Source organism: Bradyrhizobium sp. 138 (genome assembly GCF_023074075.1).
Classification (GTDB): domain Bacteria; phylum Pseudomonadota; class Alphaproteobacteria; order Rhizobiales; family Xanthobacteraceae; genus Bradyrhizobium.
Genome location: NZ_JADPKT010000022.1, coordinates 49964 through 76421 on the forward strand (window position 1 = coordinate 49964; position 26458 = coordinate 76421).

Annotated in this window: 25 protein-coding genes; 8 read left to right on the top strand and 17 right to left on the bottom strand. The window is 64.1% G+C overall.

Annotated elements, in window-relative coordinates:
* Positions 1 to 2: 2 nt before the first annotated feature.
* From IVA79_RS11920 to IVA79_RS11930, 3 genes are read right to left on the bottom strand one after another with little or no spacing between them, the layout of a single operon-like run.
* Complete coding sequence (locus tag IVA79_RS11920) at positions 3 to 1652, bottom strand: acyl-CoA synthetase (protein ID WP_247553096.1); 1650 nt, start codon at positions 1650 to 1652, stop codon at positions 3 to 5.
* A 21-nt stretch (positions 1653 to 1673) separates the two neighbouring features.
* Positions 1674 to 3563, bottom strand: a complete 1890-nt coding sequence (locus IVA79_RS11925) for a TRAP transporter large permease subunit (RefSeq protein WP_247553098.1) — start codon at positions 3561 to 3563, stop codon at positions 1674 to 1676.
* Positions 3564 to 3578: 15 nt separating this feature from the next.
* Entirely contained in the window at positions 3579 to 4610 is a 1032-nt protein-coding gene (locus IVA79_RS11930; RefSeq protein WP_247553099.1) for a TRAP transporter substrate-binding protein, read from the bottom strand.
* 458 nt (positions 4611 to 5068) lie between these two features.
* Here IVA79_RS11930 and IVA79_RS11935 point away from each other — a divergent pair, with 458 nt between their 5' ends.
* Positions 5069 to 6265, top strand: a complete 1197-nt coding sequence (locus tag IVA79_RS11935) for a Xaa-Pro peptidase family protein (RefSeq protein ID WP_247553100.1) — start codon at positions 5069 to 5071, stop codon at positions 6263 to 6265.
* Here the strand turns inward: IVA79_RS11935 and IVA79_RS11940 are convergent.
* From IVA79_RS11940 to IVA79_RS11965, 6 genes are all read right to left on the bottom strand, one after another.
* A complete protein-coding gene (locus IVA79_RS11940) occupies positions 6262 to 7089 on the bottom strand; it encodes a hypothetical protein (RefSeq protein ID WP_247553101.1) in 828 nt (275 codons plus the stop codon). The genes IVA79_RS11935 and IVA79_RS11940 overlap by 4 nt on opposite strands.
* Before the next feature lie 96 nt (positions 7090 to 7185).
* A complete protein-coding gene (locus IVA79_RS11945) occupies positions 7186 to 7842 on the bottom strand; it encodes a hypothetical protein (protein ID WP_247553102.1) in 657 nt (218 codons plus the stop codon).
* 15 nt (positions 7843 to 7857) lie between these two features.
* Positions 7858 to 8352, bottom strand: a complete 495-nt coding sequence (gene aroQ, locus IVA79_RS11950; protein WP_247553103.1) for a type II 3-dehydroquinate dehydratase — start codon at positions 8350 to 8352, stop codon at positions 7858 to 7860.
* Positions 8353 to 8470: 118 nt separating this feature from the next.
* A complete protein-coding gene (locus tag IVA79_RS11955; RefSeq protein WP_247553104.1) occupies positions 8471 to 9751 on the bottom strand; it encodes a TRAP transporter large permease subunit in 1281 nt (426 codons plus the stop codon).
* Positions 9752 to 9812: 61 nt separating this feature from the next.
* Complete coding sequence (locus IVA79_RS11960; protein ID WP_247553105.1) at positions 9813 to 10322, bottom strand: TRAP transporter small permease; 510 nt, start codon at positions 10320 to 10322, stop codon at positions 9813 to 9815.
* A 74-nt stretch (positions 10323 to 10396) separates the two neighbouring features.
* Positions 10397 to 11416, bottom strand: coding sequence for a TRAP transporter substrate-binding protein (locus tag IVA79_RS11965; protein ID WP_247553106.1), 1020 nt, complete (start codon positions 11414 to 11416; stop codon positions 10397 to 10399).
* 223 nt (positions 11417 to 11639) lie between these two features.
* Here IVA79_RS11965 and IVA79_RS11970 point away from each other — a divergent pair, with 223 nt between their 5' ends.
* Together IVA79_RS11970 and IVA79_RS11975 are read left to right on the top strand one after the other, a co-directional pair.
* Positions 11640 to 12299, top strand: a complete 660-nt coding sequence (locus IVA79_RS11970) for an FCD domain-containing protein (RefSeq protein WP_247553107.1) — start codon at positions 11640 to 11642, stop codon at positions 12297 to 12299.
* Between the two features lie 53 nt (positions 12300 to 12352).
* Positions 12353 to 13243 (top strand): SMP-30/gluconolactonase/LRE family protein, encoded by an 891-nt coding sequence (locus tag IVA79_RS11975; protein ID WP_247553108.1) that lies wholly within the window; start codon positions 12353 to 12355, stop codon positions 13241 to 13243.
* 2 nt (positions 13244 to 13245) lie between these two features.
* Here IVA79_RS11975 and fsrB read toward each other — a convergent pair whose 3' ends face one another.
* The 5 genes from fsrB to IVA79_RS12000 form a co-directional block, all read right to left on the bottom strand.
* Positions 13246 to 14538: a siderophore utilization protein FsrB gene (fsrB, locus tag IVA79_RS11980; protein ID WP_247553110.1), complete on the bottom strand. Its 1293-nt coding sequence runs from the start codon at positions 14536 to 14538 to the stop codon at positions 13246 to 13248.
* A gap of 62 nt (positions 14539 to 14600) precedes the next feature.
* Positions 14601 to 16589, bottom strand: a complete 1989-nt coding sequence (locus IVA79_RS11985; protein ID WP_247553743.1) for a TonB-dependent siderophore receptor — start codon at positions 16587 to 16589, stop codon at positions 14601 to 14603.
* A 516-nt stretch (positions 16590 to 17105) separates the two neighbouring features.
* A complete protein-coding gene (locus tag IVA79_RS11990; RefSeq protein WP_247553112.1) occupies positions 17106 to 17771 on the bottom strand; it encodes a methionine ABC transporter permease in 666 nt (221 codons plus the stop codon).
* Positions 17761 to 18900 carry a methionine ABC transporter ATP-binding protein gene (locus tag IVA79_RS11995; protein WP_247553114.1) on the bottom strand — a complete coding sequence of 380 codons (1140 nt, stop codon included), beginning with the start codon at positions 18898 to 18900 and terminating at the stop codon, positions 17761 to 17763. Before IVA79_RS11995 ends, IVA79_RS11990 begins: the two co-directional genes overlap by 11 nt.
* A gap of 239 nt (positions 18901 to 19139) precedes the next feature.
* Entirely contained in the window at positions 19140 to 20612 is a 1473-nt protein-coding gene (locus tag IVA79_RS12000) for a DASS family sodium-coupled anion symporter (RefSeq protein WP_247553118.1), read from the bottom strand.
* A 210-nt stretch (positions 20613 to 20822) separates the two neighbouring features.
* Between IVA79_RS12000 and nthA the strand changes: the two genes are divergently transcribed.
* Genes nthA through IVA79_RS12020 form a run of 4 tightly spaced genes read left to right on the top strand, consistent with a single transcriptional unit; the run spans position 20823 to position 22983 of the window.
* Entirely contained in the window at positions 20823 to 21452 is a 630-nt protein-coding gene (gene nthA, locus IVA79_RS12005; RefSeq protein WP_247553120.1) for a nitrile hydratase subunit alpha, read from the top strand.
* On the top strand, positions 21449 to 22108 hold the full coding sequence (gene nthB / locus IVA79_RS12010) for a nitrile hydratase subunit beta (protein WP_247553123.1): 660 nt from the start codon (positions 21449 to 21451) through the stop codon (positions 22106 to 22108). Before nthA ends, nthB begins: the two co-directional genes overlap by 4 nt.
* Positions 22108 to 22485 carry a nitrile hydratase accessory protein gene (locus tag IVA79_RS12015; RefSeq protein ID WP_247553125.1) on the top strand — a complete coding sequence of 126 codons (378 nt, stop codon included), beginning with the start codon at positions 22108 to 22110 and terminating at the stop codon, positions 22483 to 22485. The genes nthB and IVA79_RS12015 overlap by 1 nt, the downstream gene beginning before the upstream one ends.
* On the top strand, positions 22486 to 22983 hold the full coding sequence (locus IVA79_RS12020; RefSeq protein WP_247553126.1) for a hypothetical protein: 498 nt from the start codon (positions 22486 to 22488) through the stop codon (positions 22981 to 22983).
* On the opposite strand, the gene queC is transcribed toward IVA79_RS12020, so the two are convergent.
* Positions 22931 to 23689 (bottom strand): 7-cyano-7-deazaguanine synthase QueC, encoded by a 759-nt coding sequence (gene queC, locus IVA79_RS12025; RefSeq protein ID WP_247553744.1) that lies wholly within the window; start codon positions 23687 to 23689, stop codon positions 22931 to 22933. The two genes, IVA79_RS12020 and queC, sit on opposite strands and share 53 nt — an antisense overlap.
* Positions 23690 to 23812: 123 nt before the next feature.
* On the opposite strand from queC, the gene mazG reads away from it, so the two are divergent.
* Positions 23813 to 24649: a nucleoside triphosphate pyrophosphohydrolase gene (gene mazG / locus IVA79_RS12030; RefSeq protein ID WP_247553127.1), complete on the top strand. Its 837-nt coding sequence runs from the start codon at positions 23813 to 23815 to the stop codon at positions 24647 to 24649.
* A gap of 48 nt (positions 24650 to 24697) precedes the next feature.
* On the opposite strand, the gene IVA79_RS12035 is transcribed toward mazG, so the two are convergent.
* Both IVA79_RS12035 and hflX read right to left on the bottom strand, forming a co-directional pair.
* Positions 24698 to 24919 carry a DUF2158 domain-containing protein gene (locus IVA79_RS12035; RefSeq protein WP_256465591.1) on the bottom strand — a complete coding sequence of 74 codons (222 nt, stop codon included), beginning with the start codon at positions 24917 to 24919 and terminating at the stop codon, positions 24698 to 24700.
* Positions 24920 to 25073: 154 nt separating this feature from the next.
* Positions 25074 to 26453, bottom strand: coding sequence for a GTPase HflX (gene hflX / locus IVA79_RS12040; RefSeq protein WP_247553129.1), 1380 nt, complete (start codon positions 26451 to 26453; stop codon positions 25074 to 25076).
* Positions 26454 to 26458: the final 5 nt, after the last annotated feature.

A 26458-nucleotide genomic window follows, 5' to 3' on the forward strand; every position in this document is an offset into this window, starting at 1 on the left:
GCTCAGGTCGAGATCGCCTTGGCCGATCCGACCTTGTTGCGCAGCAGGAATTTCTGGATCTTGCCCGTGGACGTCTTCGGGATCGGTCCGAACACGACCGCCTTTGGCGTCTTAAAGCCGCTCATATGACTGCGGCAGAACGCGATGATGTCGGCTTCGCTGGCGCTTGCGCCGTCCTTCAGCTCGACGAAGGCGCAAGGTACTTCGCCCCACTTCGGATCGGGCCTTGCGACCACGGCGGCAAACAGCACGGCCGGGTGCTTGTAGAGGATGTCCTCGACCTCGACGGAGGAGATGTTCTCGCCGCCGGAGATGATGATGTCCTTGGATCGGTCCTTGATGATGACGTAGCCGTACACGTCGAGCACGCCGAGATCGCCGGTGTGAAACCAGCCGCCTTCGAACGCTTCCTTGGTCGCCTTCTCGTTCTTGAGATAGCCCTTCATCACGATGTTGCCGCGGAACATGACCTCGCCGATGGTCTCGCCGTCGCGCGGCACCTCCTGCATCGTCTGCGGATTGATGACGGTGACGCTTTCCTCGAGCGGGTAGGGCACGCCCTGCCGGCGCTTCATGCGCGCGCGTTCGGGAGCGGGCAGCTCGTCCCAGCCGGGCTGCTCGGCACAGACGGAAGCGGGGCCGTAGACCTCGGTCAGGCCGTAGACATGTGTCAGCTTGATGCCGATGCTTTCGGCGCCTTCCAGGACCGCCACCGGGGGCGCAGCGCCGGCGATCAGGCCGACGACGCGGCGGGCGGCATTGCCTTTGGGCGCATCGGGTGCGTTGATCAGCGTGTTGTAGACGATCGGCGCGCCGCACATGTGGGTGACGCCGTGGCTCTTGATCAGCTCGAAGATCTTCGTCGGCTCGACCTTGCGCAGGCAGACATTGATGCCGGCAGCGGCCGCGATGGTCCAGGGGAAGCACCAGCCGTTGCAGTGGAACATCGGTAGCGTCCAGAGATAGACCGGATGCTGGCCGAGATTGCCGGCGAGGATATTGCTGACGGCGTTCAGATAGGCGCCGCGATGATGGGTGACGACGCCCTTGGGATTTCCCGTCGTGCCCGAGGTGTAGCTCAGCGCGATCGCGTCCCATTCATCGCTCGGCGTGATCGCCGCGAAGCTTGGATCGCCTTGCGCAATTGCTGCCTCATACTCGATCTCGCCGATGCGCTCGCCGCCCTTGAAGGCGGCATCATCGACGTCGACCACCAGCGGCTTGGGGCCGGTCATCTGCGCCAGCGCGTCGCTGATCACGCCTGAAAATTCGGGGTCGACCAGGACGATCTTGGCGCCGCCATGGTCGAGCTGGAAAGCGATCGAGGGCGCATCGAGCCGGATGTTCAACGCGTTGAGCACGGCGCCGGTCATGGGCACGGCGAAATGCGCCTCGTTCATCGCCGGGATGTTCGGCAGCATCGCTGCGACGGTGTCGCCGACGCCGATGCCCTTGTGCGCGAGCCAGGAGGCAAACCGCCTGCAGCGCTCATGGGTCTCAGCCCACGTGAAGCTGCGCCCCTCGTAGACTGTGCTGACGTGGTCGGGATACACGGCGGCGCTGCGCGCGAGAAAGCTCAGCGGGCTCAGCGGCACGTAGTTGGCGGGGGTCTTGTCGAGGCCGATATCGTATGGGTTCTGCCGTTCACTCATCGACACCCTCCTGAAAACGCCTCAAAGGAATCCGATCGAGATCCAGGGGAAGATCGCGACGATGATCAATCCCACCAGCAGTGCCAGCAGATAGCCCCAGATCGGCCGGATACCCTCGGCCGGATCGACGCGTCCGATGGCGCAGGCGGCATAATAGCCGACGCCGAACGGCGGGGCGAATAGTCCGATGCCCATGGCGAGAATGATCACCATGGCATAGTGCACCTCGTGCACGCCGACGGCCCGGGCGATCGGAAACAGCAGCGGCCCGAACAGCACGATCGCCGGGATGCCTTCCAGCACGCTGCCGAGGATGGTGAAGGCCAGGATCGAGACGGCGATGAAGGTCGCAGCTCCCCCGGGTAGTCCGGTCATGGCCGCAGCCAGCGAGCGTGAGAAGCCTGATTGCGTCAGGCCCCAGGCCATGCCGGTCGCGGTGCCGATGATCAGCAGGATCGCGCCCGACAGCGCCGCGGTCTCGACCAGCATCGGAAACAGCCGCCGCCAGTCGAAGCGGCGGTAGACGAGGAGGCCGACGAGGGCGCCGTAGACGATGCCGATGGTGGAGACCTCGGTCGCGGTCGCAATGCCCTCGACCACAGCGTAGCGGATCACGAAGGGTAGTGCCAGCGCGGGCAGGGCGACGATGAAGGTCTTGCCGATCTCGGATGCCCTGGCGCGGCGGACGTGGCTCATGTCCTCATGGCGGTAGCGCCACCAGACCAGCATGCAGAGCGTGATCGCGAGCACGACGCCGGGCAGGAGGCCGCCGGTGAAGAGGGCGGCGATCGACACGCCTGTTACCGAGCCGATCGTGATCAGCACCAGGCTCGGCGGAATGGTCTCGGTCTGGGCCCCTGTGGCCGCCAGAAGCGCGACGAGATCGCCGGGCTTGGCGCCGCGCTGCTTCATCTCCGGAAACAGTACGGGCGCGACGGCCGCCATGTCGGCGGCCTTGGCGCCTGATATGCCCGAGACCAGATACATCGCGCCGACCAGCACGTAGTGCAGGCCGCCGCGGACATGGCCGAGCAGGCTCGCCAGGAACGCCACCATGGCCCGCGCCATGCCGGTCATTTCAATCAATAGCCCCAAAAATACGAACAGCGGCACCGAGAGCAGGATGAGGTGGCTCATGCCTTCGTCCATCCGCCCGACCAGCACCATGACGGGCGTCCGCGTCGTCAGCGCGAGATAGCCGAAGATCGCGAGGCCAAAGCCGAACGCAATGGGAACGCCGGCGAACACGCAGAAGCCGGCGACGCCGACAAAGAAAATGACGAGGTTGAGATTGCCGAGCGGCCGCAGCAACGGCTCCGCCAGCCAGAACAGGCCGACCAGGACGACGACCGACAGCACCGCGGCTGCGACCATCCGGTAATCGGCCGCGCGCAGCAGCCGCAGCAAGGCGAAGGCTGCCATCAGGCCGATGCCGGCCGGCAGCGCGGCAGCGCGCCACATGTTGGAGATCTGCAGCGCCGGCGTGGTGATGTAGCTTTCCTCATAGGCATAATCGCAGGCCGGCCAGACGATCAGGATCAGAAATGCCAGCGCCGCTGAGGTCGCAATCAGATCGAGATAGGCCCGCATCGCCGGACCGGCACTCGCGACGATCGCGGTCATGCGCATATGTTCGGAGCGGCGGAACGCAACCGCCGCGCCCAACATGGCAAGCCACAGGAACAGGATCGAGGCGAGCTCGTCCGACCAGATCAGCGGACGGTGCAGGCCGTAGCGCGCGACCACGCCGGCAAACAGGATCACGATCTCAGCGACGACCAGGATCGCCGCCGGGATTTCGACGACAAGACCGAGCGCGCGCTCGAGCGAAGTCAGCAACGAAGGTCGGCGAGGGGACTGAACAGTCACCTCGCCCGCCACTTCGATCACCTCGGCCTCGAGATGAGCCATAACGGCCCCGACACGTTACGACAGTTTGCCCACGGCCTTTTCCAGGAGATCCCAGGCCTGGTCGCCATATTTGCCTTTCCACTCGGCATAGAAGCCGGCCGACCGCAGCTTGTCGCGGAATGGCGCCACCGTGGGCTGATTGAAGGTCAGGCCTTTGCCCGCGAGCTCCTGCTGGAGGTTGGCATTGAGCTTGGCGGTATCCTCACGCTCCTTGACCGCGGCGGCGTTGATGTTCTTGGCGACGATGGTGCGCACGTCCTGCGGCAGCTTTTCCCAGGCTCGGCGGTTGGCCAGGAACCAGAAGCCGTCCCACATGTGGTTGGTCAGCGAGCAGTATTTCTGCACCTCGTACAGCTTGGCGGTCGAGATGATCGCCAGCGGGTTCTCCTGGCCCTCGACGATCTTGGTCTGCAGCGCCGAATAGACCTCGCTGAAATTGATCGAGGCGGGCGCCGCATCGAACGCCTTGAACATCGAGGTCCACAGCGGCGACACCGGCACGCGGATCTTGAAGCCCTTGAGGTCGTCAGGACCGGTGATCGGCTTGGTCGACGAGGTAGTCTGGCGGAAGCCGTTGTCCCAGATCTTGTCCATGACCTCGAGGCCGGCCTTCTTGATCTCGCCGCGGACATGGGCGCCGAGGTCGCCGTCCATGGCCTTCCAGACCGTGTCGTAGTCCGGGAATGCGAAGCCGATGCCGTTGATGGACGCCGCCGGCACCAGGGTCGACAGGATCAGGCCGGACAGCGTGAAGAACTCGACGCCGCCGGAGCGGATCTGGCTCAGCATGTCGGTGTCGGACCCGAGCTGGTTGTTCGGGAAGATCTGCAGGTCGAACTTGCCGCCTGTCTCGCTCTTGATCGCCGCCGCCATCTCCTTGGCGCGGACGTTCAGCGGATGGGTGTCGGGCAGGTTGTTGGCGTATTTGTAGGTGAACTCGGCGCTCTGGGCGCGGGCCACATGGGGCGCACCGATGCCGCCCAGGACCGCGGTCGCGGCGGAGGCCTTGAGAAGCGTGCGTCGGGAAAAGCGCGTCGAAAAGACCATGGGTCTGCTTCCTCGGAAGTTTGTTGTTGTTCTGAGATGCAAACCTATACGGACGTCAGGTCAGAAGGTCATCTGCGATCTCGCGAGGCCTCGCTTATTGCAGCCGGACAAGGTCACGGCAATATCGGCTTTCGGTGACAGGGCTGGATTCAAAATCTGAAAAACAACCCCATGCACAGTAGCCTGCAAGAGCTGAGGTGACTGTCGAGGCGCAGACCGAAAATCGAACCTCGGCGAAGGTGCGATGACAGGAATTCCGTCTAAATATTTGATCTGATTGTATATATTCCATAATATACCTTATGCGAATTACAGATATGGGCCTGTGCAGATCAGCCCGGCCAAATCCAAGGCTACTCAACCCCCCGCTCTCGGCCGACGATCGGAAGCCAACGGACCATCTGACTGTTAATCGGATGGTCGCGTCTAACGCGTCGCCAGCCTTTGGGAGATTCGTCATGCAGGAGAACGTCGCCCGCGCAGGACGCTCGCGCGCCATTCCGTTCGATGCCCGCAAGCTCGACCGTCTGATGGAGGCGGCCGGCCTCGACGTGCTGGTCGCGACCTCCAAGCACAATGTGCAGTACCTGCTCGGCGCCGAGCGCGCGATCTTCTTCGACTACATGGATGCCCTCGGCATCAGCCGCTATCTGCCGGTCCTGGTCTATCCCAAGGGCGCGCCCGAAAAGGCCGTCTATGTCGGCCACAGGCTGGAAACCCATCAGCGCGCGGTCGCGCCGCCATGGGTGCCGCAGGTCCGGACCGAGTCCAACGGTTCTGTCGACGCCGTCACGCGGGCTATTGGCCTGACGCGCGAGGCAGGTGTGCCGTTGAGGCGGGTCGGGGTCGAGATGGCGTTCCTGCCGATGGATGCGGGCCGGGCGCTGGCCGACGCCCTGCCCGGCGCCGAACTCAAAGATGCTCTCCTGGTGCTGGAGCGGCTGCGGGCCGTCAAGTCGGCGGAGGAGCTTGCGAAACTCAAGACCGCGTCCGAGCTGGTCATCGCGTCCATGCTGGAGGTGATCGCGGCGCACGGCCCAGGCACGACCAAGCAGCAATTGTCGGACGCGTTGCGGATCGCCGAAGCCAATCGCGGCCTGACCTTCGAATATTGCCTGCTGGCCTGCGGCAACAGCCACAACCGGGCGCCGTCGTCGCAGCGCTGGGAACAAGGTGACGTGCTGTCGCTGGATTCCGGCGGCAATTATCACGGCTATATCGGCGATCTCGCGCGGATGGCCGTGCTGGGCGCGCCGGATGCCGAGCTGAAGGGGTGCCTCGCCGAGATCGAGGCGGTCCAGCGTGCCGCCTTCGCTGCGGTCCGCCCCGGCGCCATGGGCGGCGACATCTACGTCGCGGCCGAGCGCCAGCTGGCCCAGATCAGCAACCGCGACTGCACCGATTTTCTCGCACACGGCATGGGCCTCGTCAGCCACGAGGCCCCTCGCCTGACCGCCAACGGTCCGGTTCCTTACGAAGACACCGACGCCCGGCTGCCGCTCGAAGCCGGCATGGTGGTGTCGATCGAGACCACGATGAAACATCCGAAACGCGGCTTCATCAAGCTCGAGGACACGGTCGCGGTGACGGCGACGGGCCATGAGATCTTTGGCGAGGGCGGCCGCGGCTGGAATCTCGGGGGCAGCGCGCTTTAGAGCAGCGGCAGCAGATCCAGCTGGCTTTGCGCCTTCTTGACGGCGGCGGCGAACCAGTCCTGGCTCGGCGCCTCCTTGGCGAAGCACTTCGTATAGGCGTCCATCGCCCGGTCTTCATGGGCAATGTCGGCGCGCGGGTCCTTCTGGTTGACGGGCTTCGCCATCATCTGCTTCCAGACGCGTTCGCAAGCCGGGATTTCGCCCGTCGTCACGGCGTCGCGTGTGGCGAGAAAGAAGACCTTGTCGCCCTTTATCGCGACGATGTCGATCTCATCCGGCGGTGCCTTGAGACCGCCATTGCCGCGCACGCCGAGCACGGCGGTCGCGACGGTCGCGGTTGCAGGCTTGGTGATCGGCAGGTCGGCGTAGACGGCGAAGGCGCCGTCCTGAACCGCGTAATGGTAGAAGAGATTCGACCGGAATGCCGCACCGCTCTCCTGCGGCATGCCGTCCTCGCGATGCTGGCGCAGCCAGTGTTTGAGCAGCGTCGTCGTGGTCACCACGGCTTGCGTCTTGTAGCTCTCTGGCGCGAAGCTGAGCCCGTCGAGATGGCCGAAGCCGACGTCGCTCTTGAACATCGTGTCAGCGTTTGACGTGCCCTCGGCAGGCAGCCCCTTGATCGTGACCGGTCCCACGACACCACGCAGCGCAGCGGCGAGCTCCTTCAGCGCGGCCGTGTGCTGCTTGTAGATCTCCTCGCTCTCCTTGGCTCTGGAGAACTTTGCGATGTAGCGGTCACGCAGGTCGAGATAGTGCTGCTCGGGCGTGGCTGCATGGACCGGGGCCGCCAGGACGAGCAGGCAGAGCAAGGCAAGCGATTTCATTCGATGTCCGGGGACTTGAGAGCGATCTCAGTCTTTGTGCGGGTGCCGGCCTGGAAGGTTCATCGGCCTGCGCATGCTGGCAAGAGGCGGCTGCCGTCAGCCGAAATCCGCGATCCGTGCGTCGAGCGCGAACATGCCCTGATAAATCTCTGGCTCGCTCGCGCGGTTCATGACGTCGGGTGCGATCTCCCTGGCCTTGCGAAGAGCGGCCTGCAAGGACGTCACGTCCAGCGCCTCGATCAGCAAAAGCCCCGCGAAAAACCCTTCGTTCTTTCGCATGCCCTTCTCCGTTGTCGGCACCGAGGTCCGCGCCTCGTCGGTCGCGCCGATCTGCACGGCGGCGACCCCGTCGCAGGCGATGAGCGCCTGGGCCATTGCTTGCGGATCTCCAGGTAATTTCTCGATCCGCAGGGCCATGATCGTTGCCCCCTCGCCCCTCCCCGCACGCGCGGCCATAACGCCCCCGCCCCGGATGAAGTTGCCGAGTTTCGGCATGATGCGCTGCGACCACGGCGTCGGCGCGTTGAGGCGCGCCAGATAGGCTTCGCCGTCGAGAACCTCGGGCGCTTCCAGCTCGTACAGGATGAAGAAGCGGTTGATGTCGGCTCTTACGGCGTGAAAGACACGCGCGGCGAGGAAGCCCCTGGTCGTCACGCGCTCGGTGGTGTGCTCGCGCGTCAGCCAGTGCCGGTAATCCGTCAGATCGTGCGCCGCGACGTCGCTCCAGATGGCGAGAAATCCCGCTCCGCGCATTCCGCTCTCCCTGCCTTAAGCCTTGCCGGCGGCCGCAAGGCCGTGGAGCGCGGCCGGGATCGTCCCGGGCAATTGTCCGATCCGCTGAACAGCCGCCAGCATCGCGGCGAGATAGCCGTACGGTCCTAGCCCGCAAATGACCGCCGTGCAGGCGCTCGAGGTGATCGAGTGACGGTGAAGCTCGTCGCGCGTATGGATGTTCGAGATATGCACCTCGATCTTCGGCCCTTCGAAGATCTTCAGCGCATCGATCAGCGCGATCGATGTGAAGGAATAGGCCGCGGGGTTCATGATGATCGCATCCGCCTTGCCATGGGCGGATTGGATGAGGTTGACGAGCTCGCCTTCCATGTTGGACTGGTGGAACGAGATCGAGACACCAAGCTGGTCGGCCAAAGCCTGGCAGCTGGCTTCGATTTCCTTCAGCGTCGTCGAGCCGTAGATGTGGGGCTCCCGGATGCCGAGGAAGTTGAGATTGGGTCCATTGAGGATCATGATCCGTGCGGTCATTTTTTCCCTCATTTCCTTGCCAACGCTGCGCGACTAATGCGCGATGAAATCATCGTTCTCTTTTTGTTTGAGCATGATCTTTTCGGAAAACCGCTGCACACTTTTCGGAGATCATGCTCTAGCCGCCAAACCACTTGGCCGGGATCGTCACCAGTCCGGGGAATAGCACCATCGCGAACAGCACGACCAGCTGCGCGATCAGGAAGGGCCACACGCCCCTGACGATCTCCTCCATGCTGATCCTGGAGACACCGCAGACGACATTCAGGACGACGCCGACCGGCGGGGTGATGAGGCCAATGGCGTTGTTGATGATGAAGAGAACGCCGAAATAGACGGGGTCGATGCCGGCCGCCTTGACGATAGGCATCAAGATTGGCGTGAGGATGAGGATCGTTGGCGTCATGTCGAGGGCCGTTCCCACGATCACCACCACGGCCATGATCGCCAGCATCAGAAGCGTGTTGTTGCCCATGAACGGCTTCAGGAGATGAACGATCTGTGTCGAGATCTCCGATACCGTGATGAGCCAGGACGACACCAGAGCTGCCGCGATCAGAAACATCACGATGCTCGTCGTGACCGCGGCGGAGACGAACACCTCGTAGAGCTGCGACAGCTTCAGCTCGCGATAGATGCAGGTTGCCACGAAGAGCGAATAGACGGCGACCACCACCGCAGCTTCCGTCGGCGTGAAGATCCCGAAACGCAGTCCGACGATGATGATGACGGGCAGCATCAAGGCCCAGAAACCGTCGACGACAGCCCTCACGATCTCGGACAGCGAAGCCCGTGGCGGCGGCGTCAGGTTCTCCCGCCGCACCACCCACGCCCAGGCGATGCAAAGCCCGGCTCCGAGCAGCAGCCCGGGCACGATGCCAGCCAGGAACAGCTTGGAAATCGAGACGCCGGCGGCGACGCCGAAGATGACGAAGCCGATGCTGGGCGGAATCACGGGGGCGATGATGCCGCCGGCCGCCACCAGGCCCGCTGCATGGGATTTGTTGTGCCCCGCCGCCACCATCATCGGCACCAGCAGCGCCGCCAGCGCCGCGGCGTCGGCCGCGGCCGAGCCCGACAGCGAGGCGAGAATGCACGAGGCCAAGATGGTGACGTAGCCGAGTCCACCGCGAAAATGCCCGACGGCGACCAGTGCGACATTGACGATGCGCTTGGCCAGACCGCCCTTGTTCATGATCTCGCCGGCGAGCATGAAGAATGGAATCGCCATCAGCGGAAAACTGTCTGCGCCGTTGATGACGTTCTGCGCCACGATCTGGGCGTCGAACATGTCGATCGTGCTCATCAGGGCCACGCCGCAGACGATCAGCGCAAACGCGATCGGCATGCCGAGCGCCATGGCGCCGAGCAACGAAAGGGTGAAGACGGCGATCGTCATGACATGGTCCCACCGGTTTGCAGGGTGTGAGCGCCGGCCGGCAAGGCTCCATTCGACAACATCAGTGCTCTTCCGATTCCTTGACGGCCACCATGTCGGCTTCGCTGGCCTGCCCGCTGAGCACGCGGAAGAGGTCGTAGAGCAGGATCACGCCGGCGGACACGCCGAAGACCACACCGACGCCGTAGAAGATCCCGAGCGACAGGCCGGTGGCCGGCGCCCGATCGTCGATGTTGATGATGGTCTGGCGCCAGCTGCCCGACAGCAGAAGCCAGTCGGCAAACAGCATCAGGCAATAATTGACGATGAAGCAGATGCGCTTGCCGTAAGCCGGCAGCATCCGGATCAGGCTATCGACGCCGAGATGGGCGTGTTCACGCATCGCAACGATAGCGCCGAGGAAGGTCAACCAGACCAGCAGCCACCGCGACAATTCCTCGGAAATCGCAATGCCGGAGTTGAAGCCGTAGCGCAGCACGACGTTGCCGAACACCAGCACCACCATCACGGCAAGGCACGCGGCAATGACGGCCTTCAGGAACGTGCAATAGAGGTCGAGAGCTCGCGCCATGCGTGACGTCCGGGCAATCAAGGGCTGGAGCCGTCTGGTCGCCGGCTCCAGCGCCTGCGTGACGAAGAAGGCCGCTACTTCACGTCCTTGCGGATGCGCTCAACCTCTTCGTTGAAGAGCTTCACCGTCTCGGCACGAAGATTGGCCGAGATCTTTTCGACGACGGGTTGAACCGCCTTGCGCATGCGGTCGCTCTCTTCGGATGCGATCGCGTTGTACTGCATGCCCTTGGCCTGCAGCTCCGCCAAGGCCTTTTCGGTCTGAAGGCGGGTCTGCTCCTTCTGATAGCCGCGGCTTTCTTCATAGGCCTCGCGCATCAGGCGCTGCTCGGTCGGCGACAGCTTGTCCCAGAATGCCTTGCTCACCAGGATGATGTTCAGGGTGAAGGTGTGATTTGTGGCGGAAACGTATTTCTGCACTTCGTAGAATTTGTTCGAGAGAATGACCGTGTAGGGATTCTCCTGACCGTCGACGGTGCGGGTCTCCAGCGCCGAATACAGCTCACCGAAGGCCATCGGGACCGGATTGGCCTTAAAGGCGCTGAAGCTTTCGAGATAGACCGGATTCGGGATGACGCGGAGCTTGAGCCCGGCGAAGTCCTCGAGCTTGGTGATCGGGCGGGTGCTGTTGGTGACGTTGCGGAAGCCGAGGCCCCAATAGCCCAGCCCGGTCAGCCCCTTCGCCGGCAGCGTGTCGAGCATCGCCTTGCCGAATTTGCCGGTGCCGAGCGCATCGGCCTGCTCGGTCGAGGTGAACAGGAACGGGAAATCGATCAGGCCGAACTCGGGAATGACGGTCGCGAGCGACGTCGTCGAGGCCGACAGCATCTCCTGGGTGCCGCCGCGCAGGGCGGATTGCTGCTGCAACTCGTTGCCGAGCTGCGAGGCCGCGAACTCGCGGACCTTCATCTTGCCTCCGCTCTTGGCGAGCAGGATCTCGGCAAACTTCTGAACGCCCTGGCTCACGGGGTGATCGGTATTGTTCAGGTGGCCCCACCTGATGGTGCGCTCCTGAATATCGTCGGCAGCAGATGCGCCGACCGTCAGCGCCACGCAGATCGCCGTCGCAGACAGCGCCCGTACCCACAAGCTCATCGCTTCCTCCCTATGCGAGCGAGCACGAACCGCGGCTTAAGCCATTATCTTTCGTGCCCTCTGTCTATTTAGAGATCATACATGAATTTGCATGTCAAATGACGTTCTCCATTTCATATGATATTTTGCTGGACGTCAGGGATCGTCGGTCTGCTATATTGCTGGCAACATTGATGTTCGGCCCTCCGCACGGAGCGGCGGCGATCGGATGGGATCGAAAAGCATGACGGCAGTTGATGAACGGCCCCTGTCGGCGGGCGACAGCGGCTATCAGCGCATTCGGTCCGACATCATTTTCGGGGTGCTCACGCCATCCGGACGGCTCAGGCTCGATGCCATGAAGGAAGATTACGGCGTCAGCATCAGCACACTGCGTGAGATCCTCAATCGCCTGACGTCCGAAGGTTTTGTGGTCGCCGAAGGCCAGCGTGGATTCGAGGTGGCGCCTGTCTCGATCCAGAATCTGCGGGAGCTCGCCGATCTTCGCATCCTGCTGGAGCATCATGCGATGGCCGAGTCGTTCCGCGGCGGCGATGTCGAGTGGGAGGGCCGCGTGGTTTCCGCCCACCACAAGCTGGCGGCCACCGAACGCACCGTCCTCAAGGAGGGCGACGATCCGGAGCTCCGCAAGCGCTATGACGGCGAATTTCACCAGGCGCTGATCTCTGCTTGCGGCTCGCGCGAGTTGATGCATACCCATTCGATCGTGTTCGACAAATATTTCCGCTATGCGCTGCGCTATCGCGGCGCCGAGACGATCAACCAGCACAAGGCCTTGCTGGACTGCGCGTTGAAGCGGGACATCAAGAATGCCAAGGCCGTCCTCACCGACCATATCAATGGCTGCGTCGCGCATGCGCTGTCCTCCTGGAAGAGCAGCTGACCGCCCTCTCCCGTCGGAAATCACGTCGGCGACGACTGGAACAGGAATCCTGGATGACCCAGGCTACGATCCCCGCGCATCGGGTTGAGACCGCGGTCGCCAGCGCGGATATTCTCGGCGAAACGCCATTGTGGTGCGACCGGTCCCGCAAGCTGTGGTGGATCGACATCGACGGCAGGCTTCATCAATCCTTCGATCCGGCGACGGGCGCCCATCACGTCGCCGCCCATGATGGCCAATTCCTCGGCAGCCAGGCCCTGACGACGGACGGCTCGCATCTGCTCGCGCAGGATCTGCGCCTCTCCCGTCGCGTTTCCGGCGAAGCTCCTCCCGCCGAATTCTGTGAGGTCGAACGCGGCCTGGACAACCGCCTCAACGACGGCCGCGTCGACGCCCGCGGCCGCCTGTGGATCGGCACCATGGACAATCCGCTGCATCGTCCGAACGGTGCGCTGTATCGCGTGACCGGCGGCGGTGAGGTCACGCGCTTGTTCGGCGACGTCATCGTCACAAACGGAATTGCATTCTCGCCTGACAATCGCACGTTCTATTTCACGGACACGCGGCGATACTGCACCTGGATGTTCGACTTTGATGTCGATGACGGCGTGATCCGAAACAGGCGCCTGTTTGCAGACTATAGCGCTTCTCAGGAAAGACCTGACGGCGCGTGCGTCGATGCTGCCGGCGGGCTATGGACGGCCTTCTTTTCCGGCGGCCGGGTCGTGCGGTACCGGCCGGACGGACGGATCGATACCATTATTCCGATGCCAGTGACCAATCCGACCTGCCTGTGCTTCGGCGGCAGCGATCTCAAAACGCTGTATGTCACGACGGCGAGAAAGTTCCTGGATCAGCGCCAGTTGAGCGTCGAGCCGCAGGCCGGTCATGTCCTTGCCATTCACGGCGTCGCACAGGGCCTGCCGGAACATCGCTTCGGCTAACCCTACTCCGCCGGCGTCAGTTGCCGCTCATTCAAGCGCACCGTCGCGGTCTCGCGAACGCGGACCCGGGCGCGGCGCTTGCGCCACCAGATGACGACGCCGGTGACCGAGAGCGCGGCCACCACGAGCCCCATGATCGAGATCAGGATGCGGCCGAACAGACCGACGATGCGCCCCGAATGCAGCGGGAACTGCGCCTGCACGAAGACATCGGCGGCAGTGCCGACCCAGGGCAGCCGTTCACCGATGGGGCGGCCATCCTCGCTGTCGTAATAGAGCTGCGCCGGGCCGACGCCCCCGGCGCCGTGATCGTCGCCGGGGTGGAAGAAGGCGGCGGCATAGACACCATGGGCCGGTCCGTAATTGATCGAGCCGACCGGGATCGTCCAGCCTCGCGCCTTGCCGTCGGCCGCCGCGCGGGCGGCGATGTCGGCGAAGGTGACCTTGGGCTCGATGGGGTTGTCGAGATCGCGATAGGGCCGCTGCTCATAGGGCGTCGGCGTGTAGTTCGAGACCATCTTCATCAGCGGCGAGAACACCTCGAAATAGAGGTTCAGCGAGAATGCCGTGAAGGCGATGATGAACAACAGGCTCCAAGTCCAAAGGCTGAAGGCGCGATGGATGTCGAAATTGATCCGGTAGGCGCTGCCCGAGGTCTTGATGGTCCAGGCCGGCGCCCAACGCGCCCAGAAGCCACGCTCGAGCTGGCGCGTGACGGCAGGCGCCCGCGCCGCCTTGGCACGCCGCCGCGAGGGCAGCGTCAGATAGAAGCCGACGAAGCAATCGATGGTCCAGATGATCGCGATCACGCCGAGCACGCGCATGCCCCAGCGATCGCTGCCCCAGAACTCCGGGATGTGCATCGTGTAGTGCAGCTTGTAGAGAAACGAGACGAAGTTCTCCCGCGTCACCGGCCACACTGCGCCCCAATAGCGCCGGCCGAGCTCCGCGCCGGTATTGGGATCGAGGAAGACCTGATTGTAATCGAGCGCATAGCGCTTGCCGGTCGCGGGATCGATCCGCGGCATGACGAAGAACCAGAGCGAATGGCCCTCCTCCGGCGTCATGAAGAGGTGGACGACGCGCGCACGGGGATCGCGCTGCTCGATCATCTTGGCGAGCTCGATCGAGGGGATCGCCGTGCCCTTGCTGGTGACGTCGAACAGATGGCTGTTCAGGACGTCGTCGATCTCGTGATCCCAGGAGATGATCGCGCCCGTGATGCCGGAGAAGAACAGGAATCCGGCCGTGAGCAGTCCCGCCCAGCGATGCAGCTTGCCGAATATCGCCCTCATGGTCGTCTACTCTCATCAAGCGGTCCGGCTCGCATGTGCCGTGGACCGTCCTCAGATTGAACTCACCAGCGGTAGGTCAGCTTGCCGATGGCTTTGCGTCCCTCGGCATACATGCAGCCCGACAGGCCGTAGCAGGCGGCGACATAGCGCGTGTCCGCCAGATTGGTGACGTTCAGCGACAGACGCCAATTGTCCCGGGTATAGGCAACGAGCGCATCGAGCGCGGTCGCCGATCCCACCTTGAACGTATTGGCATCATCGCCCCAGGTCGCGCCGACATAGCGGATGCCGCCGCCGAACTGCAAGCCCGCCAGCGGCCCGGTCTGCAGCGTGTAGTCGCTCCACAAGGAAGCGCGGTTGAGCGGCACGGTGACCGGCGCCTTGCCGACATTGACCGGATCCTGCGTGACCATGGCATCGACATAGGCGTAGGCCGCGCGCAGGTTCCAACCGTCGGCGAGTGACATCGTGCCTTCGAGCTCGATGCCGCGCGATTTCACCTGCCCGATCTGTTCGTAATAGGTAGCTGCAGGCACGTAGACGCTGACGTTGTCGCGCGTCAGGTCGAAGGCCGCGAAGGTGAACAGCGCGTTCCAGCCGATCGGCTGGTACTTGACACCCACCTCGTACTGCACGCCGGTCTCGGGATTGAGCATCTGTCCGCCCGGACCGGTCGCGAGCACCGGCAGGAACGACTCCGAGTAGCTGAAATAGGGCGCGATGCCGTTGTCGAAATTGTACATCACGGCGGCGCGGCCGGTGAAGGCCGAGGCATCCTTCGACGTCGAGGTGTTGGCGAGACCGCTGTCGAGCTGCGTCGTCACGAAATCCTGGCGGCCGCCGAGCTGGAATGACAGACGACCGAGCTTGATCTGATCCTGCGCGTAGAGGCCGACCTGCGACTGCTTCACGCCGGTATTGTCGTTCATCGCGCCGAGCGTCCAGTCGTAACTGTAGACCGGGTTGAAAACGTTGATCTCCGGCGCCGACGTCGTGACGGCAAAGGCGGTGTCGCGGAACGTGGTGTTGCGATAGTCGAGCCCGACCAGCGTGGTATGGCTGAGGATGCCGGTTACGAACTTGCCCTGGAGCTGGTTGTCGACCGCGAAGGAGTTGATGTACGAGTTGCTATAGCTGCCGAAACGCCCGAGCTGCCCTGCCGCCTCGTCGGTGTATCCGGTGCCGTAAAAGGTCTTTTCCTCGTTGTGCTGATAGGCGTAACGCAGGTTCTGCCGGAACGTGATGTTGTCGGTGAAATTGTGCGAGAGCTGGTAGCCGGCGGTCGCGATCTCGGTGTTGAACGCGTTGAAGCCCGGCACGCCCGAGAAGAACGAGACCGGGATGGTGCGGCCGTTGTTCGGCCACACCGTGCCCGAGGCCGGCAGGAACTGCAGGCCCCACCCTGCCCGATCCCGCTGGTAGTTGGCCAGGATCGTGATGGTGGTGTCCTCGTTCGGCTTGAAGGTGACGGCCGGCGCGATGAAGACGCGGTTGTCCTTGGTGAAGTCGACCTGGGTTTCGCCGTCGCGGACAACGCCGGTCAGGCGCCACAGCACGGTGCCTTCCTTGTTGGCAGGACCGCCCATGTCGAACTGGCCCTGATAGCGGTTGAAGCTGCCGCCGGAGATCGAGACTTCGCCGAACTGCTGCGCCGTCGGCAGCTTGGTCACGTAGTTGAGGATGCCGCCGGTGCCGCTGCCGCCATACATCGCCGAGGACGGCCCTTTGAGGACCTCGATGCGCTCGGCGCCGTAGGGATCGAGACCGTTGAAGTGCACGTAGTTGCTGGAGGGAATCCGCAATCCGTCGACGTAGAGGCCCGACATGGTCGTGTCGAAGCCGCGGATCTGGAGCGCGCCGAAGCGGGTGTCCGAACCGCCATTGACGTCGCCGCTGACACCGGCGGTGTAGCGCAGGGCCTCGCCGATCGAGACCGCGCCCTGGTTCCTGACCTGATCGGTGGTGACGACGGAGACCGACTGCGGAGTTTCGATCAGCGGCGTATCGGTCTTGGTGGCGGTGCCGCTCCGTGTGGCGACGAAGCCGCGCACTGGGCCGTTGGCGCGTTCGCCCGCACCGGCATTCGATGCGGCCGACTGGGTTGGCGCGGCCTGCTGCGCGGGAGAACGACGATTGGCGCGAGAGGTCCGCGTCGCCGCCCTTCGCGACGGAGCGATCGATGCCGGCCGCGCGCGCTGAGCGGGTGCGTCGACGGTGACAGCGGGAATCTGCGTCTGGGCCTCCGCGGAGCCGAAGGGAACAACGAGGGAGAAGGTGCTGACCGCCCCGAGGAAGAGTATCTGAAACTGTCGGCGGCGCGTGTCTCCACGCGAAGAAAGTTGGAAGTCGGTCACGTCGTTCGAGGCCCCACGCACTGCCGGCTTGGCCGGTATCATTTTTGAAGCCCCGCCCTAACTCAGGCGGTTTCAGAGCGCGATAGGAACGAGGTTAGAATTTCTCCAGACATGTGCGCAGCGGGGTGCGACCAATGCGCTCAATCGTGCTTCGCAGCTCGGAATGTTTCCGGACGGACAAGAATCTGCTGTCCGCAACATCCGGACACGGGCTCAGTGATGCCGCAGCCGGCGATTGACGCGGCGCGCCAGATAGTCGCCGGCGCTCTGGACGAGCTGCACCAGCGCAATCAGCACGACGACGACGGCCAGCATCATCTCCGGCATGAAGCGCTGGTAGCCGTAGCGGATGCCGAGATCGCCGAGGCCGCCGCCGCCGACCGCGCCGACCATCGCGGAGTAGCCGAGCAGACTGACCACCGCGAGCGTCAGCGCCAGCAGAAGTCCCGGCAGCGCCTCGGGGATCAGCACCTTGAACACGATCTGAAGCGGCGAGGCCCCGAACGAGGACGCGGTCTCGATCAGGCCACCATCGACCTCGCGGATGGCAGCTTCGACCAGGCGCGCGATGAACGGCGTCGAGGCGATCGTCAGCGGCACGATCGCCGCACTCGATCCGATCGAGGTGCCGGCAATGAGCCGCGTGAACGGGATGATGGCGACGACCAGGATGATGAACGGCGTCGACCGCGTCGCATTGACGACGATGCCGAGCACGCGATTGACGATGGGAGCCGCGAACAGCTCGCCCTTCCGGCTGGTTGCGAGGAAGACGCCGAGCGGCAGGCCGAAGGCGGTGCCGAGCAGCGCCGCGACGCCGACCATGTACAGGCTCTCGATGGTCGCCTGGATGATCAGGTTGATGAGTTCAGGCGACATAGCCGAGACGCTCCGCCGGGAATTGATGTTGAGAGAGCCAGGCAAGGACCCGCGTCTGCACGTCGTCGCTGCCGGGAATGCCGAGAACGAGCGAGCCCACATGCTGGCCGCCGATCTCGTCGATGCGGGCCGCCAGCAGCGACACGTCGAGACCGAGCTCGCGGGCGAGCCGCGCGACCAGGGTGTCGCCGGCCCCTGCCCCGCGCACCTGGAGACGAATCACGGCCTGCCCGCCGGCCGACGGCGCCGCCACGATCCGGCTCGCCAGCGAGACGGGCAAACTATCGCCGATCACCTCGGCCAGGAAGGATTGCGTGATCGGATGTTTTGGGTGCGTGAAGATATCAGCGACGTGGCCGCTCTCGACCACGCGGCCGGCATCGAGCACGACGACCTCCTTCGCGAGTTGGCGCACCACGGACATTTCATGGGTGATCAGCACGATGGTCACCCCGAGCTCGCGGTTGATGTTCGCGAGCAGATCGAGGATCGCGCGCGTCGTTTGCGGATCGAGCGCCGAGGTCGCCTCGTCCGACAGCAGCACGCTCGGCCGCGTCGCCAGCGCGCGCGCGATGCCGACGCGCTGCTTCTGGCCACCGGAGAGCTCTGACGGATAACGGTCATGCTTGTCGGCGATGCCGACGAGCGCGAGCAGCTCGCTCACGCGCGCCTTGATGTCGGCCTTGGCCCAGCCGGCGATCTCGAGCGGCAGCGCGATGTTGTCGGCGGCGGTGCGCGAGGACAGCAGGTTGAAATGCTGGAAGATCATGCCGATCGAGCGCTGCGCCAGCCGTAAGTCCCGGCCCGTCAGCGCCGAGATGTTGCGGCCGTCGACGATGACTTGCCCCGTGGTCGGCTTTTCCAGCCCGTTGATCAGCCGCACCAGGCTCGACTTGCCGGCGCCGGAGCGGCCGATCACGCCGGTGATGGAACCGCGCGGTATCGCGAAGTCGATGTCTTGCAGCGCGTTGACGCCGGGCTTGCCGCGGTAAGCCGGATAAGTCTTCGAGATGCCGGCGAAGCGGACCATGGCGTCCGGCTCAGTCGCGGCGGCTGACACCGCTTCGGGCGGCGCAATCGGCTGTCCGACGGCGAGCGATTGGTGAGCGTTCATGGAGACGGCCTTCATGCACAATAGTTCTCTCGCCCGCCCGAAAAGGGCAAACAAGAGCCGGGTCGCATCAGCGACTGGGGATGGAACAGCAACAAACGCCTCAGAGGGGCACGCGCTGCATCGCAGCACGCACCATCGCCTTTTCCAGTCTTTCTTGCAATGTCAGATATTTACGAGGAGATGGACAAAGATTCCCCGATCCCTCCCGTTAGAAGAAAATTTCTTCGCCCCGGGGTACCAGCCTCTCGCCCCGCTCATCCCATCCGCAGCCAGGGCAGCACGATCAGCAGCAGCCCGGCGAAATAGAGCAGCCCGAAGATCAGGCCAAAGCCCCAGAACTGGCCCTTTCCGATATAGCCGCTGCCGAAATACATCGGCGCGGGCCCCGTCGCGTAAGGCGAGATCACGCCCATCAGGCCGAGCGAATACATGCAGAGCATGGCGAGTGTCGTGACCGGAAGATCGGGGATGCCCGATCCGACCGCGAGGACGACCGGCAGCACGGCGGCGGCGTGCGAGGTGATGCTCGAGAAGAAATAATGGACCCAGAAGAACAGCGCGACCAGCAGCAGCATCGCGGTCGATGGCGACAGCCCGGCGAGCGGCTTTGCGTATTCGGTCGCGAACCATTTGATGAAGCCGATCTCGTTAAGGCCGGAGGCCAGCGTCAGCAGCGAGGTGAAATAGAAGAACACCTCCCAGGCGCTCTTCTCGCTGACGATGTCGGCAAACTCGATCACGCCGCTCACCAGCATCAAGGAGATCACGATGAACACGACGGTGGTGGCATTGACGAAGTTCGAGCCAAGCCCGGGCACATGGATGTCCGGGCTCGAGCCCGCGATCCACAGGAACATCGCGAGCACGATCAGTCCGAGCATGATCCACTCGTTGCGCGACATCGGGCCCATCGCCTGGAGCTCCTTGGCCGCCCATTCGGAGATCTCGGGGCTGCTTTTCACCTCGGGCCGGCAGACCAGATAGCTGAGCAACGGCACGAGCACCATCAGGAGAATGCCGAGCGGCGCGAAGCCGAGAAACCATTGGCCCCAGCTGACCTCGACCCCGGCGGTCTTCTTGGCGATCGCCAGAGCCGCGGCGTTGGGCGCGAGCGCAGTGAAGAACAATGAGCTCGTGACCGCGGTCGCGGCAAACGCCGTCCACATCACGTAGGTGCCAATCCGGCCGGCGGTTGGCCCCGGCTCGGAGCCGTAGATGCGCGGAATGTTGCTGATGATGGGATAGACGATGCCGCCGCTGCGCGCGGTATTGGACGGCGTCGCCGGCGCGAGCAGGAAGTCCGACATCGCGACCGCATAGCCGAGGCCGAGCGTGTTGCGGCCAAGCCGCTGCACCAGCACCAAGGCAATGCGCCGGCCGAGTTGGCTCTTGCGATAGCCGATCGAGAACACGAAGGCGCCGACGATCAACCAGACCGTGCTCTCCGCAAAGCCTGCCAGCATCCAGCGCAGCGACTTGGTCGGATCGGGATCGATATAGCCAGCGACGCCGGCGACCGTCAGACCGATGAATCCGACCGCGCCGACCGGCATCGATTCCAGGATGAGCCCGGTGATGACGGCCGCGAACACCGCGAAATAGTGCCACTGGTTGACGTTGAGCCCTGAGGGCACCGGCCACAGATAGATGGCCAGCCACACCACGAGCGGCGCGACCAGTCTCCAGCGAAAGCCCTTCGCCTCCGGCGCCTGCGAGCTAGCCGTCATCGGCCTTCCCCCTCGAATATAATCATGCGGCCCGTTACCCGGGCTGCTTTTGTCCCGAGGGCCTATATTGCACACACCTTGGTGCGATCAATGCGTTTCCGGGGCCAATCACGGCAATGCGAGCGCGCAAACGGTATCATGAATACGCGGTCCGGACGCGCCGCAACGCATACTCGACAGGCAGGGTCCATTGCCCCTATCTTCCCGACCATGAGCCACGATCACGACCATCACCACGATCACGATCATTCCGAGCTGTCGGAGACCGAGCTGCGCGTGCGCGCGCTCGAGACGATCCTGACCGAAAAAGGCTATGTCGAGCCCGCCGCGCTCGATGCCATCATCCAGGCCTATGAAACCAAGATCGGCCCGCACAACGGCGCGCGTGTCGTCGCCAAGGCCTGGACCGATCCGGCGTTCAAGAAGGCGCTGCTGGAGGATGGCTCCAAAGCGATCGGCACGCTCGGCCATGTCAGCCGCGTCGGCGACCATCTCGTCGTGGTCGAGAACACGCCGGAGCGGCACAACATGGTCGTGTGCACGCTGTGCTCCTGCTACCCCTGGGAGATGCTGGGACTGCCGCCGGTCTGGTACAAGGCTGCGCCCTACCGGTCCCGTGCCGTGAAGGACCCGCGCGGCGTGCTAGCCGATTTCGACGTCACCTTGCCGAAGGATACGGAAATCCGAGTGTGGGATTCGACCGCCGAGACGCGCTTCCTGGTGCTGCCGATGCGCCCCGCGGGCACCGAAGGCTGGAGCGAGGAGCAGCTCGCCGAGCTCGTTACCCGCGACTCCATGATCGGGACCGGTTTTCCCAGGACGCCGGGAGCGCCGTCGTGAACGGCGTGCACGACATGGGCGGCATGGACGGGTTCGGCAAGGTCGAGCCCGAGCCGAATGAGCCGATGTTCCACGAGGAATGGGAATCCCGCGTGCTGGCCATGGTGCGCGCGATGGGCGCGGCCGGCGCCTTCAACATCGACACCTCGCGCTTCTATCGCGAGACGCTGCCGCCGCACGTGTATCTCTCGAGCTCCTATTACAAGAAATGGTTTCTCGGGCTCGAGGAGATGCTGATCGAGAAGGGCTACCTCACGAGGGAAGAGGTCACCGCCGGTCACGCGATGCAGCCCGCCAAGACGCTCAAGCATGGCAAGTTCGATCTCGGCCAAGTCGAGCGCATCATGGTGCGCGGCAAGTTCGCCCGCCCTGCCCCGGCTCCTGCCAAATTCAACATCGGCGACCGTGTGCGCGCCAGGAACATCCACCCCACCACGCACACCCGCCTGCCGCGCTATGTGCGCGGCCATGTCGGTGTCGTCGAGCTCAACCACGGCTGCCACGTCTTTCCAGACACGGCGGCAATGGAACTAGGCGAGAGCCCGCAATGGCTCTACACCGTCGTGTTCGAGGGCCGCGATCTCTGGGGTGAGGATGGCGATCCCACCCTGAAGGTCTCGATCGACGCCTTCGAGCCCTATCTGGATCCGGCGTGATGAGCAGCGCGCTTGCCGCCGCCGCGACGGCGGCAATCCCGAGCATTCCGCGTGATGACGACGGCCCGGTGTTCCGCGCGCCCTGGGAGGCGCAGGCCTTCGCGATGGCGTTGACGCTGCACGAGCGCGGCGTGTTCACCTGGCCGGAATGGGCAGCCGCCCTGGCCTCCGAGATCAAGCGCGCGCAGGCCGCCGGCGATCCTGATACGGGCGAGACCTACTACCTGCACTGGCTCGCCACGCTGGAGGGCCTCGTCGCGCGCAAGGGCGTCGCGTCGATGGACACGCTGCACCGCTATCGCGATGCCTGGGACCACGCGGCGGACCGGACGCCTCACGGCAAGCCGATCGAGCTCAGGCCGGAGGATTTTGGCTAGATGGAGCTGGACGACCCTCGCTGGGGCACCCTGGAGGGAGCTTATCGCGTCCCTTACGATCCTCGCCCGGCATTGAGCAACCTTGAGCGCGGACGCGATACGGCCGCGGCGTGGCAAGAGTTGTGGAACGAGTTGTATCACCAAGGCGATGTCGGAGATTCATCGTACGCTGCAGTCCCGCATCTAGTGCGGATCTACGAGAACTCCAGAACCTCCGCGACAAACACCTACATGCTGATAGCGATGATCGAGGGTGCGAGGCGCGCTGGTCGCGATCTACTGCCGGCCTTCCTTGAGGAAGCCTATCACAGGGCGTGGCAGCGTTTATTTCTGTTGGTCGTTCGCGAATTGCCTGAAGCCGCCGACCACGACACAAGCTCGGCCATGATCGCAATTGTCGCCCTTGAAAAGCAACAGCCAGCCTTGGCCAATTTGGCATTGAGGCTTAACGATTCGGAGCGCGTCGAGCTCCTGGCCCGTAGTGGCTGGATTGATTAGCCGCCAAGAACTCCCGCCAGCCTTTCGCCCGCAGGCTGCACGCCGGGCACTCGCCGCAGCCGTAGCCCCAGTCGTGCTGCGCGCCGCGTTCGCCGAGATAGCAGGTGTGGGAGTACTCCCGGATGAGGTCGACCAGCCCGTCGCCGCCGAGGTCGTGCGCCAGCTTCCAGGTCGCGGCCTTGTCGATCCACATTAGCGGCGTATGCAGCTCGAAGGATCGCGCCATGCCGAGCGAGAGCGCAGCTTGCATGGCGCGGATAGTGTCGTCGCGGCAATCGGGATAGCCTGAGTAATCCGTCTCGCACATGCCGCCGACGATGTGCGTGATGCCGCGCCGATAGGCCAGCGCCGCGGCGAAGGTTAGGAACACCAGATTGCGGCCGGGTACGAAGGTGTTCGGCAGGCCGTCGGCGCCCATCGCAATCGCGACGTCGCGCGTCAGCGCCGTCTCCGATACCGCCGCCAGCGTCGGGATCGACAGCGTGTGACTTTCGCCGAGCTTTGCGGCCCAGTCCGCGCGCAAGCCGTTGATGCCGTCTATCAGCCGGTCTCGGCAGCCAAGCTCAACCGCATGGCGCTGGCCGTAATCGAAGCCCAGCGTTTCCACGCGCGCAAACCGATTCAGCGCCCAGGCAAGGCACGTGGTGGAATCCTGGCCACCGGAAAACAGCACCAGCGCGGTTTGTGATGAAAATGCGTCGCTCATGGCCCGCGCTTTAGCACCGCGGAACGTATCAGCCAATCGGTGGAAATCGGCCCGTTCCGCCCGCCCGCGCTGGGAACGGCGGCCCGCTTTTGGCATAAGGCTGGGACCCAGGAGACGCCCGCAATGACCCATTCCCGCGACATTTCCCGCCTGATCGAGATCATGGCTGCGCTGCGTGCCCCGGTGACCGGCTGCCCCTGGGACCTCGAGCAGGATTTTGCGACCATCGCGCCCTACACGATCGAGGAGGCCTATGAGGTGGTGGATGCCATCACCCGCGGCGATCTCGACGATCTCCGTGAGGAGCTCGGTGACCTCCTGCTCCAGGTGGTGTTCCACGCCCAGATGGCCTCGGAGCAGAACGCTTTTGCGTTTGGCGACGTCGTCGAGGCCATCACGCGCAAAATGATCCGGCGTCATCCCCATGTCTTCGCCGACAAGGACGGCAATCTCGCCTCCTCCCACGTCAAGGAAGTCTGGGACCGCATCAAGGCCGAGGAGAAGGCCGAGCGCGCCGCACGCCGGCCGCCGCAAGAGACGCCGACGCACAAATCGCTCCTGTCGGGCGTCAAGGCCGGCCAGCCCGCACTGACCCGCGCGATGGAGCTGCAGCGCAAGGCCTCCACCGTCGGCTTCGACTGGAACGACCCGCGCGCGGTGCTGGCAAAGATCCGCGAGGAAGCCGACGAGATCGAGGCCGCGCTCGACCGCAACGATAAGCAGGAGCTCGCAGAGGAGACTGGCGACCTGATGTTCGCTCTCGTCAACCTCGCCCGCCACGTCGATGCCGATCCGGAAGCCGCGCTGCGCGCGACCAACGCGAAATTCGAGCGGCGGTTTGCATATATCGAGCGGGCATTGGAGTCGCAGGGCCGGACGCTCGAGCAAGCATCGCTCGCGGAGATGGACGCGCTGTGGAATCAGGCGAAGCGCAAGGAGGGGCGCGGAGAGGAGCGATGATGCTCGCCCCTTGCCTGCGCCTCAACGACAAAGGCAACGCCGGTCGTCTCAGTCGACCGCGCTCTTCTTTCCCTTGCCCATCTTTTGCGCGTCGTCCGCAGCGCCCTCGATGATTGTCAGCATGTAGAGCGGAAAGGTGGCGGCCTGAAGCTCACCCTGAACGGTGAACCACTGGCAATCGATGTTGTCGCCATTGATCGAATGAACGGTCATCAAAGGTCCGCCGCCACGAAGACGGACACGATCTCCGAGATTCAACTGAGCGGCCATGGAAAACCTCGCAAATAAATCTATGGGATGCAAAAAGCTGGTAAGCCGAGATCGGAAGCCTCCGATACCGAACCTTCAGAGTAGAGGTTCTGGCGGTTAACGCAACTACAGATAGATCAAAGGCAGCGAGATTTCCCTGCGGCCCTTGCGTCCGTCACGCCACGCGCGGCACCGCGTCGAACCTGTTCACCACGATATCCCGCTTGGTCTCGTCCACCCGCACGGTCATGTCGAAGCGGCCGTCGTGCAGCTCTTTGGCCAGCACCTCGGCATTGCGATGCAGCCAGCTGATTCCGGCGCCGTCGGCGGCGTCGATGGAGAGATCGAGCGTGGTGCGTTTTGCGGCGAGGCGTTCCTCGATCGCGGCGAGGAGTGCATCGACGCCCTCGCCCGACACGGCCGAGACCAGCATCGCCGGGTGATCCTCGGGCCTGCGCGCGGCGATGTTCAAGAGCTCTTCGCGCTGCTCGGAATCGTAACGGTCGATCTTGTTCCAGACCTCGATGATGCGGCCGGAATCGTCGGGGTTGATGCCGAGCTGTCGCAGCACGGCATCGACGTCGCTCTGCTGCGCTTCGGCGTCCTCATGCGAGATGTCGCGCACATGCAGGATGACGTCGGCCTCCAGCACCTCTTCCAGCGTGGCGCGGAAGGCGGCGACGAGCTGGGTCGGCAGGTTGGAGATGAAGCCGACGGTATCCGACAGCATCGCTTTGCCGCCATGCGGCAGGTTGAGCGCGCGCAAAGTGGGATCGAGCGTCGCGAACAGCATGTCGGCAGCCTGCACGTCGGCGCGCGTCAGGCGATTGAACAGCGTCGACTTGCCGGCATTGGTGTAACCGACCAGCGCGACGACGCGATACGGCACGCGCTGGCGGCCCGCACGATGCAGCCGGCGCGTGGCCTGCACCTTCTTCAGCTCGCCCTCGAGCTTGGAGATGCGCTCCTGGATCAGGCGGCGGTCGGCCTCGATCTGTGTCTCGCCGGGACCGCCCATGAATCCGAAGCCGCCGCGCTGGCGCTCCAGATGGGTCCATGAGCGGACCAGACGCGAGCGCTGATAGTTGAGATGCGCGAGCTCGACCTGGAGCGAGCCTTCCCGCGTCTTGGCGCGGCGTCCGAAGATTTCCAGGATGAGCCCGGTGCGGTCGAGCACCTTGGCGTGCAATTCCTTTTCGAGATTGCGCTGCTGGATCGGCGCCAGCGCGCAATCCATCACCACGAGCTCGACGTCGAGGGTCTTGATCAGCGCGGCGATCTCCTCGACCTTGCCCTTGCCGATATAGGTGGCGGGCCTGATCTGGCTGATCGGCGCGATGATGGCGTCGGCAATGACGAGATCGATCGCGCGCGCGAGGCCCGCGGCTTCATCAAGCCGGGCCTCGGCGTCACGCAAGACGTGAGTTTCCGATTGCGCGTCGGCACTGCCCGCGCGCGCTCGCAAATAGGGACCGATGACAAGCACCCGCCCCGTCTGCTTAGCCCCTGCCGACCGCGGCCGGTCGGCATCCCCGTCGAAATTCCGGGGTTCCAATCAGA

Excerpts from the sequence above, each read along its gene's own strand:
- IVA79_RS11990 (WP_247553112.1), bottom strand. The coding sequence starts at position 17,771 with ATGTCGCCTGAACTCATCAACCTGATCATCCAGGCGACCATCGAGAGC.
- IVA79_RS11970 (WP_247553107.1), top strand. The coding sequence starts at position 11,640 with ATGACGGCAGTTGATGAACGGCCCCTGTCGGCGGGCGACAGCGGCTAT.
- fsrB (WP_247553110.1), bottom strand. The coding sequence starts at position 14,538 with ATGAGGGCGATATTCGGCAAGCTGCATCGCTGGGCGGGACTGCTCACG.
- IVA79_RS11955 (WP_247553104.1), bottom strand. The coding sequence starts at position 9,751 with ATGACGATCGCCGTCTTCACCCTTTCGTTGCTCGGCGCCATGGCGCTC.
- IVA79_RS11925 (WP_247553098.1), bottom strand. The coding sequence starts at position 3,563 with ATGGCTCATCTCGAGGCCGAGGTGATCGAAGTGGCGGGCGAGGTGACT.
- IVA79_RS11945 (WP_247553102.1), bottom strand. The coding sequence starts at position 7,842 with ATGCGCGGAGCGGGATTTCTCGCCATCTGGAGCGACGTCGCGGCGCAC.
- nthA (WP_247553120.1), top strand. The coding sequence starts at position 20,823 with ATGAGCCACGATCACGACCATCACCACGATCACGATCATTCCGAGCTG.
- queC (WP_247553744.1), bottom strand. The coding sequence starts at position 23,689 with ATGAGCGACGCATTTTCATCACAAACCGCGCTGGTGCTGTTTTCCGGT.
- IVA79_RS11935 (WP_247553100.1), top strand. The coding sequence starts at position 5,069 with ATGCAGGAGAACGTCGCCCGCGCAGGACGCTCGCGCGCCATTCCGTTC.
- IVA79_RS11995 (WP_247553114.1), bottom strand. The coding sequence starts at position 18,900 with ATGAAGGCCGTCTCCATGAACGCTCACCAATCGCTCGCCGTCGGACAG.
- IVA79_RS11975 (WP_247553108.1), top strand. The coding sequence starts at position 12,353 with ATGACCCAGGCTACGATCCCCGCGCATCGGGTTGAGACCGCGGTCGCC.
- IVA79_RS11940 (WP_247553101.1), bottom strand. The coding sequence starts at position 7,089 with ATGAAATCGCTTGCCTTGCTCTGCCTGCTCGTCCTGGCGGCCCCGGTC.
- IVA79_RS12035 (WP_256465591.1), bottom strand. The coding sequence starts at position 24,919 with ATGGCCGCTCAGTTGAATCTCGGAGATCGTGTCCGTCTTCGTGGCGGC.
- mazG (WP_247553127.1), top strand. The coding sequence starts at position 23,813 with ATGACCCATTCCCGCGACATTTCCCGCCTGATCGAGATCATGGCTGCG.
- IVA79_RS11930 (WP_247553099.1), bottom strand. The coding sequence starts at position 4,610 with ATGGTCTTTTCGACGCGCTTTTCCCGACGCACGCTTCTCAAGGCCTCC.
- IVA79_RS12015 (WP_247553125.1), top strand. The coding sequence starts at position 22,108 with ATGAGCAGCGCGCTTGCCGCCGCCGCGACGGCGGCAATCCCGAGCATT.
- IVA79_RS11920 (WP_247553096.1), bottom strand. The coding sequence starts at position 1,652 with ATGAGTGAACGGCAGAACCCATACGATATCGGCCTCGACAAGACCCCC.
- aroQ (WP_247553103.1), bottom strand. The coding sequence starts at position 8,352 with ATGACCGCACGGATCATGATCCTCAATGGACCCAATCTCAACTTCCTC.
- IVA79_RS11965 (WP_247553106.1), bottom strand. The coding sequence starts at position 11,416 with ATGAGCTTGTGGGTACGGGCGCTGTCTGCGACGGCGATCTGCGTGGCG.
- IVA79_RS12000 (WP_247553118.1), bottom strand. The coding sequence starts at position 20,612 with ATGACGGCTAGCTCGCAGGCGCCGGAGGCGAAGGGCTTTCGCTGGAGA.
- IVA79_RS11960 (WP_247553105.1), bottom strand. The coding sequence starts at position 10,322 with ATGGCGCGAGCTCTCGACCTCTATTGCACGTTCCTGAAGGCCGTCATT.
- IVA79_RS12020 (WP_247553126.1), top strand. The coding sequence starts at position 22,486 with ATGGAGCTGGACGACCCTCGCTGGGGCACCCTGGAGGGAGCTTATCGC.